This is a genomic window from Streptomyces sp. NPDC001796, from assembly GCF_042892355.1.
Lineage (GTDB): Bacteria > Actinomycetota > Actinomycetes > Streptomycetales > Streptomycetaceae > Streptomyces.
The window spans coordinates 13231-29168 of the sequence record NZ_JBIAUC010000011.1; the positions used below are offsets into that span (position 1 = coordinate 13231).

The following is a 15938-nucleotide window of genomic DNA, read 5'->3' on the forward strand; positions in this document are numbered from 1 at the left end:
TTGAGGTCATCTCACAACGCAAGGGGACGGTAGGCCAGAGCCTGATCGACCACCTCTGCCGCTGTCGGATTCCGGTTCTTGGGGCAGAAGATCAAGTCGCTCACATATCCGCTGGGACAGGCAAGGGCCCGGTCAAGCGCCTCCAATATGCCGCTGGCCTCGGCATCGTCGGCGTAATCCCCGTCCGTGATCTTCTGCACCATTGCGACGGCGGTTTCGGGTGCCATCACCGCCTCCTTCGAGAAGAAGTGGCAGCTTAACGACTTACGTGATCGACCGGACCCCTAGCGGGCGTTCGCCCTCTGGCGCCGGAAGGGAGTGGACCGGTTCGCGACGGTGGTGCCGCGGGCCGCGGCGCGGGCCGGGCCGTCGGGGACAGTGAAGGCGAAGACCGCGGTCACCGCGGCGATCACGGCCAGGGCCAGATAGGCGTGCTGGTAGACGGTGACGGGCGGGTTCGCCGCGGCCGCCGCGGGGGTGCTCATGACCAGGGCCATGGTCACCACCGCCGGTGCGAGGGCGCCTCCGGTCTGGCGTACGACGGTGTTCAGCGTGGACGCCTGGGCCAGGTCCGGCCGCGCGAGGGTCGCCAGTGAGGCCACCGTGGTCGGCATGAAGACGCCGCCCATGGCGAGCCCGAGCAGGAACATGTAGCCGCGGAAGGTCCACAGGCCGGTGTTCGCGTCGCAGGTGGCGAAGAGCAGCAGGACCGCGCTGACACCGGCCAGGCCGCAGCCGACGATGACGCGGGGGCCGATCCTCGCGTAGAGGGCCCCGGCGACCTGAACCGTCAGCAGGACGCCGAAGGCCTCGGGGAAGGTGCTGGTGCCGGACTCCAGGGCGGTGCGGCCCTGTCCCTGTTGGAGGAAGAGCGGTCCCAGGTACATGGCGCCCAGGATCGGCACCAGACCCACCAGATTGATGAGGTTGGTGTCCCTGAAGAGCCGGTCCGCGAAGAGGCGGAGCTTCAACAGGGGCTCGGCGGTGCGCAGTTCGAAGGCGATGGTGGCGGCGAGCAGGACGGCGCCGAGCACCAGGGCGGTGACCACGCCGGTGGAGGACCAGCCTCGGTTGGGGCCTTCGCTGACGCCGAACATGACGGCGCCCAGGGCCGCCGCGCTCAGCAGCAGTCCGAGCAGGTCGAAGCGGCCGGGCCGGGGGCCGCGGTGCCCGGACAGGAACAGCACCCCGAACAGCACAGCCGGCAGGCCCACCGGCAGGTTGACGTAGAAGACCCAGCGCCAGGACAGGTGGTCCACCAGCAGGCCGCCGAGTATGGGGGCGGCGGCCGGGGCGATCTGCTGGGGGATGATCATGTAGCGGGAGATCCGCACCTGCTCCGAGGAGTTGAAGGTGGAGAACAGCAAGGAGGCCGAGGCGGGGAAGAGGACTCCGGCGGACAGTCCCTGGAGCGCGCGGAAGGCGACGAGTTGACCGAGGCCGGCGGCCGCGCCGCACAGCAGTGAGGAGCCGAGAAAGCCGGTCAGTGCGGTGAGCAGGATGCGTTTGGCGCCGAATCGTTCGACGAGCCAGGCCGAGGCGGGGATGGCCATGGCCAGGCAGACCGGATAGGCCACGACCACTCCGTCCAGGGCGGCGGTGGTCAGCTGGAAGTGGCGGGCGATCGACGGGAGCGCCACCGTGGTGATGGCTCCGTCGACGATCGCGATGAACGTCACGCAGACGCACATGACCGGGACGACCAGGCGCTGGCCGGGACGGAGGGAGAGGCGGGGCAGGGCGGGGCGACGGCGAAGCGGAAGCACATGCTGAGCATACTCACTATGAGCGTGCTCATAGAATGATTATCGCGACGGAGCGGGGAAGCGACATGGCAGTGCAGGGCAGCAGCGACATCCTGATCGACGAGCTCTACGAGACGACGCACCAACTGCGCCGCTTCGTTGAGGCCCGGCTGCGGGCGGGTGGCGCCTCGGTCGCCCGGCTCCGCGCACTGCGGATGCTCGCACGGGCGGAACAGCCTCTGCGGATGCGGGACCTGAGCGAGATGACGGGGGTCGCGGCACGGACCGCGACCAGCATCGTCGACAGCCTGGAGCGCGACGGGCTGGTGGAGCGCTTGCGCCATCCGGAGGACCGCCGGGCCTTCCTGCTCCGCCTCACCGACAAGGGCCGGCGGTGTCACCGCGAAGCGGAGGAGGTGGACCGCCTCGCGCTCGCCGAAGCCACGGCCGCGCTGAGCGCGGAAGACCGCGCCGAACTGCGGGCCCTGCTCGCACGGATTCGCGAGGCCACGGCCTGACACGGGTTCGGCAGCCCCTGCTGCGCGGTGACACGGACCTCGACGTCAGTGCGCGGGATCGTGGTCGTGCGGCTCGTATCCGGGGATCGTTCCGTCCTTCGGCAACAAGGGCGGCGGCGACGAGCTGACCAAGGTCGAGGAGGGACTGCTCGGTAGGTGCTGCTCGAGTGGCCGGTGCAGATCCACAGTTGCTGCCATGCGGGCGGCGGGATGGCCTGGGACTCCAAGGGCGGGCGAGCCGCAACGGCTGGGACCATCCGATCAGCTGGTGCCGGGACTATGACGGCGGACGCATACGGATCCGCCGCAGCCGGGGACGAGTCCCCGGTCGTGAACGCCGGGATCGAGGCCAACGCCGACCTGGGGGCCGGCCAAGTACGACACCTTCGCGGTGATCACCAAGGCGGGCAACCGGGGCTGGCCGTACTGCATGGGCGACAAACAGCCCTACCGTGACCGCAACCTGCCCGATCCCTCCCAGCCGCTGGGCTGGTACGACTGCGACCACCCGAAGAACGAGTCCCCGAACAACGACGGCCTGGTCGACCTGCCACCCGTCACCGGCAACAACATCTGGTACTCGCCGCAGGGCGGAGCACCGGACTACCCGCGCGACGCGAACGGAATCCCCTCCTACAAGCAGGAGGAGGCAACCTACCGGCTGCCCTGGCTCAAGGGCGGCGGCCAGGCCGCGATGAACGGACCGGTGTACCGGTACGACGCAACGAACGCGAGCGAGAAGAAGTGGCCCGCGTACTGGGACGGCAAGTGGTTCGTCGGTGACTTCTACGACGCCGACCAGCCGCGCAACGCGGTGCTCATGGATCCGAGGACACAGGGGGACGGAGGTCTGCCCGTGCACTCGGAGTCGCTGAAGAAGATCGTGCCCACCGGCAACGACGGCATCAAGAACCTCATGGACTGGAAGTTCGGGGACGGCGCGCTGTACGTCCTCGACTACGGCCGCGGCTTCTTCACCTCGGACTCCAAGTCGGCACTGTGGCGCATCACCTACACCGGCGGCGGACCGACGCCAGCCGCCGACCAGCTGGCAAGGAGGACCGAGTGACACGGCAGTCGAGACTCTGGGCCGCGCTGCTGGCCGCACTGCTCACGATGCTCGGCCTGCAGACGACGTCCGCGGCCGGGCAGACGGCAGGTCGATCCGAGGCCCGGGCGGCCGAGCAGGTGCTGACCTGGACGGCCGGCGACGACATCACGAAGTACGCCTCGGCGCCCACGACCGCGTTGGCGGGGCCGGCGACGATCGTCTTCGAGAACAGCGCGGCCACCGGGAACACCACCGGCATGCCGCACACGCTGACGTTCGTGACCAGCGACCCCGAGTACAACAGCGACGTCCAGCTCAACATCCTGGCCAATCCGAACGACGACATGGGCGGCCACCACACCGCGCAGGTCACGCTCACGCCCGGCCGGTACTTCTACCACTGCACGATCCCCGGCCACGGACAGATGCAGGGTGTTCTGGTGGTCACCGAGGGCGGCGGCGCGGACACGACACCGCCCGAGACCTCCGCGCAGGTGACCGGCGCGCGGAACGCGCAGGGCGAGTACGTCGGCTCGGCGACGGTCACGATCGGCGCCACCGACGAGGGCGGCAGCGGCGTCGACCGGATCGAGTACGCGATCGGGGACGCGGGCGCCTGGCAGCCGTACACCGCGCCGGTCGTCGTCGACCAGGTCGGCAGCCACAAGGTCCGCCACCGTGCCCTGGACAAGGCGGGCAACGTCTCGGCCGAGAAGAGCGTCGAGTTCTCCGTCGTCGCGCCGCCTTCCGGCGACACCACACCACCGGAGACCTCGGCCACGGTCAGCGGCGAGCGGAACGCCGACGGGGCGTACATCGACATGGCCACCGTCACCGTCACCGCCTCGGACACCGGCTCCGGGGTCAACGCGATCGAGTACGCCGTCGGATCGGGCGCCTGGCAGCCGTACACCGGTCCCGTGATGGTGCACCAGCTGGGCACCCACGCCGTGCGCTACCGCGCCACCGACAAGGCGGGCAACGTCTCCGCCGAGACGAGCGTGGAGTTCACGGTCGTCGCGGCGCCGCCGCAGGACACCACCCCGCCGGTGACCGGCGTGACCGTCGAGGGCACGAAGAACTCCGACGGAGCCTACGTCGGCAGCGCCAGGGTGACGGTGAGTGCGACGGACGCGGGTGGCTCGGGTGCGGTGAGCGTGGAGTACTCGCTCGACGGCGGGCCCTACCTTGCGTACACCGCTCCCGTGGTGGTCGACCGCGTGGGCGCGCACACCATTGCCTACCGGGCGAGCGACAAGGCGGGCAACACCTCCGAACCGCGGACCGTGAGCTTCACCGTCGTGGCGGGAGGCGGTTCGCCTCCGGCTACATCGGACTGCAGGTGCACAGCACGACGGATGTGATCTCCTACCGGGACATCCGCGTCAAGGAGCTGTAGGCGGCTCCCCGCACGCCCGGTTCGGCTGTACCCGCCCGGGGCCTCGCGGCATCACCGGATGCACGGGCGGGTACGGCAGACCGTGCGTGCGGCCGCACGCGCTTCAGCCGGCGGACGACGACGGGAAGTGCACGGCGAGCAGGGCCCTGTCGTCGGGCATCTCCATGTCGGGCTGCTGATGGAGCAGCAGGGAACAGACGCCCTCGGCGTCGAGGCCCGCGGTCGAGCGCGCCGTCTGGACGAGGTGTGCCAGGCCGACGTCCAGGCTCTGGCCACGCCGCTCGATCAGACCGTCGGTGTAGAACACGAGGGTGGCGCCCGTGGGGACCCTGGTCTCCGCCTGCGGGTAGTCGGTGAACGGGACAGGGCCGAGCGGTGGGGCGAGCGCGCCCTCGAGGTACCGGCTCGATCCGTCGGCGTGGATCAGCAGGGGCGGAGGGTGGCCGGCCCGGGAGTAACGCAGGGTGTGGGTGCGGCGGTCGAAGGCGGCGTAGCAGGCCGTGGCCATCAGGCCGTGGTGGTAGGTGCCCAGGAAGTCGTTGAGCTCCGCCAGGACTGCGGGCGGACGGGTACCGCTGCGCCGGGCGATGCTGCGCAGCACGGTGGTGGTCTGGGCCATGGCGGTGGCCTCGGCGATGCCGTGGCCGGCGATGTCGCCGATGGTGAGGCCCACGGTTTCGTCGTCGAGGATGTGCACGTCGTACCAGTCGCCGCCGACGTCGACGAGCTGGGTACCGGGGGCGTAACCGCCGGCGATGTCCAGTCCCTCGACAGGTGGCAGGTTGGGCAGCAGGCTGCGCTGGAGGCGTTCGGCGAGCCGGTGTTCGTGCTCGAAGAGACCCGCCCTGCGCACCGCCTGGGCGATCTGCTGGCCGATGGCGACGGTGTGCTCGGCGTCCTGCTCGGCTCCTGGCGCGTAGTGGATGACCAGGGTGCCGAGGGTGACACCCTCGGTCTCGAGCGGAAGGCGCTGCTCGGCCTCGTACGACGGCACGGACACCGGTGCCGTGTGCAGCCGGTCGAGGTCCACCCAGGGGGCCGTGGTCACGGGCAGTGTGTCGGCCGGGCCGAGGGACGGCACGATGCGCCGCGGGTGCAGTTCGAGCGTCACGTTTGCGGCGTCGAGGGCCTGGGGTGCGCACTTGTACACGGCGTCGCAGACGTCCGTGAGGGTGGCGGCGGCCGCCAAGGCCGCCGTGAGCCGGTACAGGCGCTGCATCCGCGCCCTGGCCCGTTGTTCGGTGCGCAGCAGCTGGTCCCGCTGCTGGGCGATCGCATGCCGGTAGGCCATCTGCTGGTTCAGCAGGCTGACGCGCTGGCTGAGCGCCACGAAACGGTCGCTGACGTCGAGCCGGGACAGGTGCAGCTGGATGGCCGGCTCGGGGCCTTTCCACCAGGTGGCCCGGCCTCCGTGGCAACGCAGGCGCACCGGGGCGCCGGCACTGTCGCGCACGGTCATGACGCCCGGCAGCGGGGATCCGCTGCGCGCCCACTGTGCGATCCGCCGGTACAGGTCGGCGGGGTCCAGCACCAGGTCCGCGAGTTCCGCTTCGGGACGGAGCGTGTCCACCGTGCGGCTCGTGGCCGGATTGGCGGCCACCACTCGGCCGGAGGCGGTGCAGACCACGACGGCGTGGGGAAGCGCTCTGACGATGGCCTGGAACATCGCCAGGTCCATCTCAGCCACCCGTTCCGGTCCCTGCGTCGACCGCCTCCTCTTCGACGGACGCAGCGTCGCCGAAGTACTCACGGCCCGGTTCCTCGCCCAGGTCGAGGTCGGGTTCGAGGTGCACCACGACGCGGCAGCCGGTGGCGCCGCGGGCGATGGTCTCCTCCAGTTCGACGCGCGCGTATCCCAGGTTCTGCGCCGCGATGGTGCCGAAGACGTTGGACGTCATCATGCACATCGACTCCCGCCCGAGCACCTTCTCCGCGAACGGGCAGCTGCGGCTGCCCAGGACGATCCGGTGCTCGTCCTGGGAGATGAGATAGAAGTCGCCCTCGATGCGCTGTTTGAGGTCGACCAGCACGTCGGCGACCTGTTCGCGGGTCAGCTGCGGCAGGCCCATGGCCTCGGTGTAGGCCTCGTTGATCTGCAGCCCCACCGACTGGCCGACCAGGCTGATGTAGCCGGAGGCCTCCTCGAGTCCGACCACGGACTCCAGGGACGTCGCCAGCTCGCGGACGAGCCCACGCATGAACACGTCCCGGTCCAGAGCCACGTGGGCTTCCTTGGCGAGGTTCACGACGGCCCTCCTTGTCTCGGAGTACCGTGCGCACGGCCGGCGCGGATGTCGACTGACAGGTCCATCTGTCATCACACGGTCTGTTCGCGAGCATAGCGCCCCGATCAGCGGCGCACGATCCCCCGGTTCCGGGCACCACCGTATACCGGCGTTGACGCGGGCATTACGGCGCGGCGGGCCGTACCCGGACCGGTCACAGCAGCCGCCGGATGTCGCCGCGGACCCGGTAGAAGCCGCCGGCCGCAGCGTGCAGGGCGTCCACGACGTAGCGGGCGCCGGGCTCCCGTATCGCACGCGGGAACTGCACGTTCCAGGAGGAGTCGTAGCCCTCGGACACCACATGCACGCGGAGGCGGCCGCTCTCCTGGACGCATTCGACGACGACCGTCCCGGCAGGAGCGTGGGCGACGGTGGCCACCGAGCCCGCGGCCGTGGCCGGAGCGTAGGTCGGCAGCGCGGCGGCGAGCTTGACGTCCCGCGCCACCGGCACCGTCCCCTGCTGCGCCGCGGAGACGGCCGCATCGCTCGCGTCCACGCACACCAGCGAGCCGTCCGTGGTCACCACATACAGCCGCTCGCCGCGGTACTGCATCGACAGTGCCGAGCCGCCGCCCGTGCCGAGCTTCCAAAGGCGCGTGCCGTCGCGGTCGAAGCAGTACACGGACGAGGCGGCGTCACCGGCGAAGACGAACCGCCCGCCGGGCGATGTGGCGCACGAGTACACCGCGCTGTCGCATGCGTAGGTGGCCTCTATGGCGCCGGTCGACTTCGACAGCCGTTGGACCACGCGGTGCGCGGTTCCCGCGTAGACGGTGCCGTCCTCCTGCCAGCCGAACAGGACGCCACCCCGGGTGGGCGTGTGCCACAGCTCGCGGCCGCCGTCGGGCGCGTAGGCGGTGACGCCCCCGTGGTGGCCGTGGTAGACGGCCCGGTCGTCCGCGCGGACCATCCAGGCGTGCTCGCCCTGGCTGCGGCGGGCCCACTGGTGTTCGTCCTCGTGATCGATGACGGTCAGGCGGCCGTCACGGTCGGAGACGTTCAGGACGCCCTCGTGGATGTCCAGCCAGAAGATGTCGACGTCCGGCGCGATCTCGTACGCCGCGAACGGCAGTTTCGAGGACAGGTCGTACACCCTGCCGTCGTCACAGCCCGCGTAGATCCAGAAGTCGTCGGCCACGAGGCACTTGACGCCGTCCGGCAGGCTGAAGCGGGCGAGCACGCCACCGTCGTGGTCCAGGGTGTAGACGTCGCCCGCCTGGTTGCCGACCCAGCAGTGCTCGTCGTCGACATGGATACCGAACGCCGAGGAGCCGGTACGGAACCGCCACAGCACTGGCGCCACGGCGCGGGCGGTGGACGGGGCCGAGGCGACCTGACGCCGGGTCACCGCGCGCGGAGCCCGCTGCCCGGGAACGGCCGGGGCGTATCCCTTGCGGACCTTCTCCCCCACCTTCTTCGCGGCGGCGGCCCGTGCCTTGTCCGCCGTCGGGAAGGTCGTCGTCTGGGTCTGTCCGGCTGCGCCGATTCGTCCGTACCGGACCGTCACCACTTGGCCGTCGACGGCCACTTCGTAGAACTTGTGCGCACCGCCGTCTTCCTGCGACAGCTCCAGATACGTCGTCGACACCGCGGACCCGGCAGACATGACAGACAGACCCCTCCCCAAGAGCGGACCCGCGGCCTTTCCGGCGGGTCCCACTGCTCACACCGTAGGAGGGGCCACTGACAATGGCCCCGCACCGCGACGTGCGGACCGGATACGGCAGCCCGGGGTCAGGGGCCGAGCTCGGTGGAGACAATCGCCGGGCGGCGGGCCGGGAGGAGCGAGGAGTCACGGGATCGCGGCAGCCGTGCGGGCCGGCGTTCCCCTATGCCGCCGGCCCGCACGGACCCTGGTGGGCCACTCGCCATCGACCCCATGAGCCGGATCAGGCACCCCCCGGTCGCCTGATCCACTCCGCCGCAACCGCCCGGCGCCCGTGGGCCGGAGCGCGTCCGGGAACGTCGATGTCGCTTCGGTTGGAGTGTGGATCAGCGAGGGGCCGCACCGGTATGGGTAGAACTGCGTACGACGAACGACCGGATGAGCGGAGAGGGCACATGGCACAGGGGCTGGACGCGGCCTACGAACGCATGCTGTCGCTTGCCACGGCGGCGCTCCACGAACGCGAACCCGGACGGTTGTGGCCCCTGATGGCCGCCACGCTGCCGGATGTGTGCGGCGGCGAGGTCCTGATCTACAAGCTGGACGACTGGAGCGAGAGTGCCGGCACGATCGGTACGGCGCCCGAGGCGGCAGCGGCGTTGGACTTACTCGACGACGAGGCCTTGGGGCTGCTGCGCGCCGGGTTCCCCTTCGCGGCGCATTACGGGAGCGATCGCGAGCGCGCGCCGGTCACAGCCGGCCGGATGCTCGGTGCGGCCTGGTCCGCGAGTGCGACCGCACGTCTGGTCGACGATGCGCTCGACATGGACCATGTGCTGGCGATCCCGCTGCCCGAGGCGACCACTCCCATCACCGGGTGTCTCGTCTACCGCTCGGGATCGGACTTCACCGACGACCAGGTCGGCTTCGCCCGGCGGGTGCAGCCCCTGCTGGCGGCCGTCGACCAGCAGCGGCGACTCCTGGAACGCTGGCAGCGACTCGTTGCTCCTGGTGCTCCGCAGGACATGGCCGCGGACTGTGATCTCACTCCGCGGGAGGCGGCCGTCCTGCTGCTGCTCACGGAAGCGCTGACCGCCGCCGCCATCGGCCGCCGCCTCGGCATATCCGACCGGACGGTGCACAAGCACATCCAGAACGTCTACCGGAAACTGGGCACCCGGGACCGCATCAGCACGGTGCTCCGCGCCCAGCAACTCGGCCTGGTCCCCGCCCCGAACCCGTCCCACCGTCAGCGCGGCTAGCGGCTCTCGTTCGGATCATGCCGGGCTCGCGGGCCCGGCAGGTCCCTCCCGATGCCCGCCCGGGTCCGGCGGCATGCCGCCGGGCCCGGGTGTCGGCGAGGCGATCCGTCAGTCGACGGGGAGAGCGGGTCCCGGAGGGGCCGGCCCTCCGGGCATCGCCCGCGCACCTCCCCAGCCGGCCGTCACCCCTGTCCCGTCGGCAGCAGTCGGGCGATGGCCGGTTCCAGCCGGGGCAGCGCCCGTTGGCCCATCAGCGCGAGAGCGATCGCCGCGGCGACGCCCGCCCAGGCGAACGGTCCGAGCGGAGTGCAGCCGAACAGACGGCTGACGCCGGGCGTCTGGACGAGGGCGACGAGTGCGACGGCGGATCCGAGGGCCGTGACGCGGACCAGCGGGCTGTCGCGGCGGTCGGCCAGGGTCTGGGCCAGCTGGGTGCCGACCACCCCGCACAGCGCCATCGTGCCGGCGCGGCGAGCACTGCCCGGGGTGAAGCGGCCGATCAGCCAGGCCGCCACCGCACCCAGGCAGGTGGTCAGTGCGCGATGGCGGATCTGCCGGATCAGGGGCGCCCCGAGGACCCGTGGCACCCCGTCCACGAATGCGGCGTCGTCCTCCCCCTCCCCGTCCTGCTCCCCCGCCGAGGGCTCCTGCCGCTGCGGCGTCACCGCCACCGCCATGGCCGGGAACAGGTCCGTGAACAGGTTCACCAGCAGCATCTGACGCGTACTCAGCGGCGCGGTCCCCGACAGCAGGGTGCCGATGGCGCCGAAGCCGATCTCGCCCGCGTTCCCGCCGATGAGGATGGCGACGGCGTCGGCGACGCTGCGCCACAGGGCGCGGCCCTCGCGGACCGCCTCGACCAGGACGGAAAGATCGTCGTCGGTGAGCACCAGGTCGGCTGCGTTGCGGGCGGCGGCCGATCCCCGGGCGCTGATCCCCACGCCGACGTCGGCGGCGCGGATCGCCGCGGCGTCGTTCGCGCCGTCGCCCACCATCCCGACCACCTGGCCGGCGTCCCGCAGGGCCTCGACGACCTGGAGCTTCTGCTCCGGCGCGACCCGGGCCACGACGCCCGCGCCGGCCAGCATCCGGATCCTCACCGACCGGTCCGCGGCGGCGAGTTCGTCTCCGGTGACCACGACGGTGTCCTCGGGCCAGCCCAGTTCGGTGGCGATCGCCCGGGCGGTCTGCGGATGGTCACCAGTCAGCATGACCGGCCGCACGCCGGCGTCCCGCAGACCGCGGACCAGGGCCGTGGACGTCTCACGCGGCGCGTCGGAGAGCGCCAGCAGACCGGCGAACTCCAGTCGGTCCAGCGGTCGTTCGATGACGTCGGTCTCCTTCTCGTGCTCGCCCAGGGTGCGCCTGGCCACCGCCAGGACACGCAGGCCCTCGCCGGCGAGCGTCCGGGCCGTGGCGGACGCGTGGTCCGGCAGTGCGGAGCAGGCTGGCAGGACGGTCTCCGGGGCCCCTTTGACCACGAGCGTGCGCGGGCCGTCCGCGGCGCTGCCGACCGCCGCGGCATACCCACGGGCCGCCTCGAACGGCAGGCCCTCGGCCTGCTCCCACTGCGGGTCGGCACCGGCGGCGTCCAGGACGGCGGCGTCGGTGGCGTGCACCGGCCGCTCGGAGTCGCCCTTGAGCCGGGGGCAGGCACGCGCCGCGTCCCGCACGATGCCCGCGACCGCCGCCTCCGTCGCCCCGTGCACCCTGCCGTCGGCGTCGGCGACACGGGTCAGTCGCAGCCGGTTCTGCGTGAGGGTGCCGGTCTTGTCGAAGCAGACGGTGTCCATCCGGCCCAGGGCCTCCAGCGTGCGCGGGGTGCGCTCCAGGACGCCGCGGTGCCCGAGCCGCCGGGCGGCGGCGAGCTGCGCGACCGTGGCCACCAGGGGCAGGCCCTCGGGCACGGCGGCCACGGCGACGGCCACGCCGCCGCTGACCGCCTCCCGAACGGGCGTGCCGCGCAGCAGCGCCAGTCCGGTCACCGCCGCTCCGCCGCCCAGGGTGAGCGGCAGTGCCTTGCGGGTGAGTTCCTGCAGCCTGGCCTGCACCCCGGCGGAGGGCGGGGTGCGCGCGGCGAGCGTCACGGCGCGGGCCGCCTCGGTGCTCTCGCCCGTCTGCACCACGACGGCCCGCGCGTGTCCCGCCACCACGGTGGTGCCCTCGAAGACCATGCATCCGCGGTCGGCGACAGGGGCGCCCGGGGTCGGATCCACCTGCTTCACGACCGGCAGGGACTCCCCGGTCAGCGCCGACTCGTCGACCTCGAGGCCGTCCTGCCGGAGCAGGCGGGCGTCGGCGGGTACGACGTCGTCCGCCTTGAGCTCGATGACGTCGCCGGGCTTGAGCCGGGCGGCGTCCACCGTCCGCACGGGTTCCGCCGCGTCCTTGTGCGCGGGGGCCACGCGTGCCTTCTGCTTCTGCTCGGCGAGCAGGCCGGACAGCGCCCGTTCGGCCCGCAGCCGCTGGATGCCGCCGACCAGCGCGTTGAGGTCGAGCGCGCCGACGACGAGCGCCGCGTCGACGACGGAGCCGAGGATCGCGGAGGCGGCGGAGCCGACCGCCAGGACCGGCGTGAGCGGATCGTCGAGTTCACCTCGCACCGCCCGGGCGAGCTGGAAGGTCCAGCGCGCCGGGGCCAGAACGGGCAACCGTACGACGGCGCGCGTCGCCTTGCGCAGCCGGGAGGTGACCAGGTCGACCGGATCAGGTTCGCGGGCACGTTCGGTCGCCAGCCGGGCCTGCGCCTCCTGGGGCGGCAGTTCGTGCCAGGGCACGCGCGGACGGGGGTGCGGCGCGCGGGCCGCCGCGACGCCCAGCGCCGCCCGCGCTCCGGAAACCAGGGCCGTCGCCGCGCTCACGTCGACCGGAACGTGCCGAAGGCCGGGCAGCAGACCGCGCCGCCCCCGGCCGCCCTTGGACTCGCCCACGGCCACCAGCAGACCGGAGAGCGCGGCACCGGAGCGGGCCAGGGTCTGCGCGCGGCGCCCGACGGCGCGGGCTGCGGGGATCGCGACCAGCAGCCGCCACACGTCGGCGAGGCCGTGCACGGCCAGGACGTCCGCTCCCCATACGACGGCGGCGTCCCGATCCGTGAGGGCGACGGCGACGTCGCCGGCGAGCAGCCCGGCCAGCACGGTGCGTTCGTCGGCCGAGCCGAGCCGGGCGACCGTGACGACGCCGCCGGAGTCGCCGCGCAGCCCGTGGACCACGTCGTCCAGGGGCCGCCGCGCGTCCACGACCTGGTCGGCGAGGCCGGTGAACTCCTCCAGTGCGGGGTCGTCCACGACCACGACGCGCAGCCCGGCCCGGCGCGCCACGTCCAGTACCACCTCGGCCCAGGGATCCGCCTCGCCGCTCTCGGTGCGCAGCGCGCTCGGGTGCAGCACGACCGTGCCGGCCGTCTCCAGCTGCCGCAGCCGCTGCGGGTCGCGCACCAGCACGCCCTCCCGTGACAGCGCGCCGCTCAGGACGGCCTGGAAGGCGCCGGGTCCATAGCGCGCGGCTTTCGGCGATCCCGCCAGCACCGCCTCGGCGGCCTCGTTGACACTGCGCTTGACCAGCAGCGTCACCGCGGCTCCGATCAGGCTTCCGGTGGAGGCACGAGAGGCGTACTCCTGGGCCGGAGTCGTGCGCAGCGGCGGGCGTGGAACCTCGCCGGCGGGCACGCTGACCCGCTCCGGCGTGCAGACCTCGTCGTGGACCGCGTCGAAGGCGGCGGCGCGCGCCACCGTCTCCGCCAACTGGCACGACCGCAGCGCTCCGTCGAGCACCAGGGAAGTGGGTGTCTGGCCGGCGCCGTGTGCGGCCGCGTTCGCCCAGGCCAGCGCCAGGTCCATGCCGGTGCGGCCGAGCCGGGCGCGCAGCAGGTCGCGAACGCGCGGGTTCTCCCGCAGCAGTGTCACGGCCGCGGTCACCAGGCGCGGCGACGGCGGCAGGCGCAGGGCCGACCCGATCACAGCGGCCGCGGTGCCGGCCACGTCGGCCGCCAGCGCGGTCGCGGCGGCCCGTACCCCTGCGGGCCCGGCCGGATGCGGGAACTCCTCCGGCAGGTCGTCCGCCCGGACCAGCCCGTGGCGTTCCGCGAGGCCGGTCGCGTCCTCCACCACACGGTCGGTGACCGCGTCCTCGGTCGCGGCCACCACCAGGCGGGCCAACCCACCGTCCCAGTAAGCGAAGGCCACGTCCGGGTGTTCCGCCAGCGCCGCGGCCACCCGCCGCGCCCTCGTCGCGATTCCGTCCGCCCGCCGCTCCTCCCCCGGAACCGCCTGCCGCAGCGCGAGATGCGCCCGTGTGCCGGACCGCCAGGGACGGGGACGGCCCGGTAGCGCGTGCCGGGCGACACGGGCGACACGGACCGCGGCGTCCGCGCTCCGCACCCCCGCCCGCGCCGTCTGGGCCACGGCTCCCGCGGCCGCGCCCACGGCGGTCGGGGCCGACCGTTCGAACAGGTGGACCGCCGCCGGAACGATACGTCCAGCGGTGGTGGAAGGCCTCGTCAGCAGCGCAAGAACCATGACGCGCCCTCAGCCGGTGGTACGGGCGCGGCGCGTGCCGGAGCCACCGCGTCCGGAGGACGCCGAAGGCTTCTTCGATGGCTCGGGTGCGGGGGCCGAGGCCGTGGGCTTCTTCGCCCGGGACGCCCTTGGCCGGGTCGCGATGGAGGTTGTCCCCTCGCTCCCGGACACCCGGGCCGGAGTCTGCCCGGATGCCTGCGGCCGGGGCTGCGTGAGCCAGGCCACCGCCGCGCCGGTGAGGGCGAGGGGCCACTCGACCACGCCCACGGCGCCGAGCACTCCGGCCCCGGCGTAGACCGCCAGGCGCCGCCCCCGCGGCGACACGGCTCCGACCTTCTCGAGCGTTCCCTCGGCCGCCCTGCCCACCGTCCCGGCGCCGGGAAGCCGGCCCAGGGCCGAGGCCGCGCCGCGCACCGGCCGGGGAACGGCCCTCAGCGGCATCGGCAGGGACGGCGACTTCTGCTCTGCCATGACTCACCTCATCTGTGGTGACATCGCCTTCTTGCGGGGCCCGGGTTCCCGCGTCGACGCCGGCCATCCCCAGGTCTTGGTCATCTGCGATGTGCGCGGCAGCGCCGCGACGGGCCGGGTGAGCAGCAGCCGGCGACGGGTCAGGTGATGTGGCGCAGCAGCGCGGCGACGGCGGGAGGCGTCTGTCCCTGCGGGTGGACGACTCTCACCGTCCACGCCGGTGCCTGTCCGGCGAACGGGCGTACCGGCAGATCGGGGAACCGGGAGGCGAGCGACGGGGGCATGATGCACACGCCCAAGCCGTGCCGGACCAGGTCGGTCGCCGCCAGCACGTCGTTCACCTCGAAGGTGGTGGCGCGTTCGAGCGAGGCCGCCCGGAAGGCCTTGTCGACCTCGTGCCGGATCGCCCAGCCCGGGGGGAAGTCCACCAGCGGCAGGCGGGCTGCTTCGGCCAGGGTCACCGGCCGCCGGGGCAACGGGGCACCGGTGGCCGGCCCTGTCACCAGCACCATGTCCTCCTGGGCCAGCAACCGGGCTGTGAGTCCCCGCAGCCGGGGTGTGTCGAGGGCGACGACGGCAAGGTCCACGCTGCCGTCGCGCAGTGTCTGCGGGATGTCGCCGATGGGGGCCTGGCGCAGCCTGAGCGTCACCGCGGGGTACTCGCGGTGGAAGTCGGCCAGTGCCTGGGCAAGACCGGTGAACAGGCCCTGCATCACACCCACGGTGATCTCGCCGCGCAGTGCGTCCTTGAAGGGATCGACGGCCGTACGGGCCTGTTGGGCCGCTAGCAGGGTGGCGCGCGCGGCCGACAGGAATGCCTCGCCCGCGGGGGTCAGCGACACCCGGTGAGTGGTGCGTTGGAACAGCGGTGTGCCCAACTCGCGCTCCAGGGACTGCACCGTGGTGGACACCGCTGACTGCACCACGTGCAACCGCCGTGCCGCCGCGCTGAACCCTCCTTCTTCGGCGACCGCGACAACGACCTCCATCTGCCGGAGATCCATGGCCGCCTCCTCCCGTGTCAACCCGTTCGGTCAGCCTGTTCGGTCAGCCTCGGGCGTGACCGTCATATCAGGCATCGTGC

Annotated in this window: 10 protein-coding genes and 2 pseudogenes; 4 read left to right on the forward strand and 8 right to left on the reverse strand. The window is 72.5% G+C overall.

Going from position 1 to position 15938, the window contains the following annotated elements; all coding sequences use genetic code 11:
• Nucleotides 1–11: 11 nt before the first annotated feature.
• Together ACFYZE_RS22345 and ACFYZE_RS22350 are read right to left on the reverse strand one after the other, a co-directional pair.
• Nucleotides 12–227 carry an e9imm peptide gene (locus tag ACFYZE_RS22345; protein WP_388996747.1) on the reverse strand — a complete coding sequence of 72 codons (216 nt, stop codon included), beginning with the start codon at nucleotides 225–227 and terminating at the stop codon, nucleotides 12–14.
• A 57-nt stretch (nucleotides 228–284) separates the two neighbouring features.
• The gene (locus tag ACFYZE_RS22350) at nucleotides 285–1691 is read right to left on the reverse strand and encodes a DHA2 family efflux MFS transporter permease subunit (protein WP_388997241.1); all 1407 of its coding nucleotides are present in this window, start codon (nucleotides 1689–1691) and stop codon (nucleotides 285–287) included.
• A gap of 140 nt (nucleotides 1692–1831) precedes the next feature.
• On the opposite strand from ACFYZE_RS22350, the gene ACFYZE_RS22355 reads away from it, so the two are divergent.
• The 3 genes and pseudogenes from ACFYZE_RS22355 to ACFYZE_RS22365 all read left to right on the forward strand — a co-directional run.
• Entirely contained in the window at nucleotides 1832–2263 is a 432-nt protein-coding gene (locus tag ACFYZE_RS22355; protein WP_388996750.1) for a MarR family winged helix-turn-helix transcriptional regulator, read from the forward strand.
• A gap of 82 nt (nucleotides 2264–2345) precedes the next feature.
• Nucleotides 2346–3332, forward strand: a pseudogene (locus ACFYZE_RS22360) (hypothetical protein); the annotation flags it as partial.
• A gap of 47 nt (nucleotides 3333–3379) precedes the next feature.
• A pseudogene (locus ACFYZE_RS22365) lies at nucleotides 3380–4636 on the forward strand (OmpL47-type beta-barrel domain-containing protein); the annotation flags it as partial.
• Nucleotides 4637–4816: 180 nt separating this feature from the next.
• Here ACFYZE_RS22365 and ACFYZE_RS22370 read toward each other — a convergent pair.
• The 3 genes from ACFYZE_RS22370 to ACFYZE_RS22380 all read right to left on the reverse strand — a co-directional run bounded on the left by ACFYZE_RS22370 (nucleotide 4817) and on the right by ACFYZE_RS22380 (nucleotide 8604).
• Nucleotides 4817–6391: a SpoIIE family protein phosphatase gene (locus ACFYZE_RS22370; RefSeq protein ID WP_388997244.1), complete on the reverse strand. Its 1575-nt coding sequence runs from the start codon at nucleotides 6389–6391 to the stop codon at nucleotides 4817–4819.
• Nucleotide 6392: 1 nt separating this feature from the next.
• A complete protein-coding gene (locus ACFYZE_RS22375; protein WP_388996753.1) occupies nucleotides 6393–6959 on the reverse strand; it encodes a methanogen output domain 1-containing protein in 567 nt (188 codons plus the stop codon).
• Nucleotides 6960–7152: 193 nt separating this feature from the next.
• A complete protein-coding gene (locus ACFYZE_RS22380; protein WP_388996756.1) occupies nucleotides 7153–8604 on the reverse strand; it encodes a WGR domain-containing protein in 1452 nt (483 codons plus the stop codon).
• Nucleotides 8605–9059: 455 nt separating this feature from the next.
• On the opposite strand from ACFYZE_RS22380, the gene ACFYZE_RS22385 reads away from it, so the two are divergent.
• Nucleotides 9060–9866, forward strand: a complete 807-nt coding sequence (locus ACFYZE_RS22385; RefSeq protein ID WP_388996759.1) for a LuxR C-terminal-related transcriptional regulator — start codon at nucleotides 9060–9062, stop codon at nucleotides 9864–9866.
• Between the two features lie 182 nt (nucleotides 9867–10048).
• Here the strand turns inward: ACFYZE_RS22385 and ACFYZE_RS22390 are convergent, their stop codons facing one another.
• The 3 genes from ACFYZE_RS22390 to ACFYZE_RS22400 all read right to left on the reverse strand — a co-directional run bounded on the left by ACFYZE_RS22390 (nucleotide 10049) and on the right by ACFYZE_RS22400 (nucleotide 15858).
• Nucleotides 10049–14383, reverse strand: coding sequence for an HAD-IC family P-type ATPase (locus ACFYZE_RS22390; RefSeq protein WP_388996762.1), 4335 nt, complete (start codon nucleotides 14381–14383; stop codon nucleotides 10049–10051).
• A 9-nt stretch (nucleotides 14384–14392) separates the two neighbouring features.
• Nucleotides 14393–14854, reverse strand: coding sequence for a hypothetical protein (locus ACFYZE_RS22395; protein ID WP_388996765.1), 462 nt, complete (start codon nucleotides 14852–14854; stop codon nucleotides 14393–14395).
• A gap of 140 nt (nucleotides 14855–14994) precedes the next feature.
• Complete coding sequence (locus ACFYZE_RS22400) at nucleotides 14995–15858, reverse strand: LysR family transcriptional regulator (protein WP_388996768.1); 864 nt, start codon at nucleotides 15856–15858, stop codon at nucleotides 14995–14997.
• Between the last annotated feature and the right edge of the window lie 80 nt (nucleotides 15859–15938).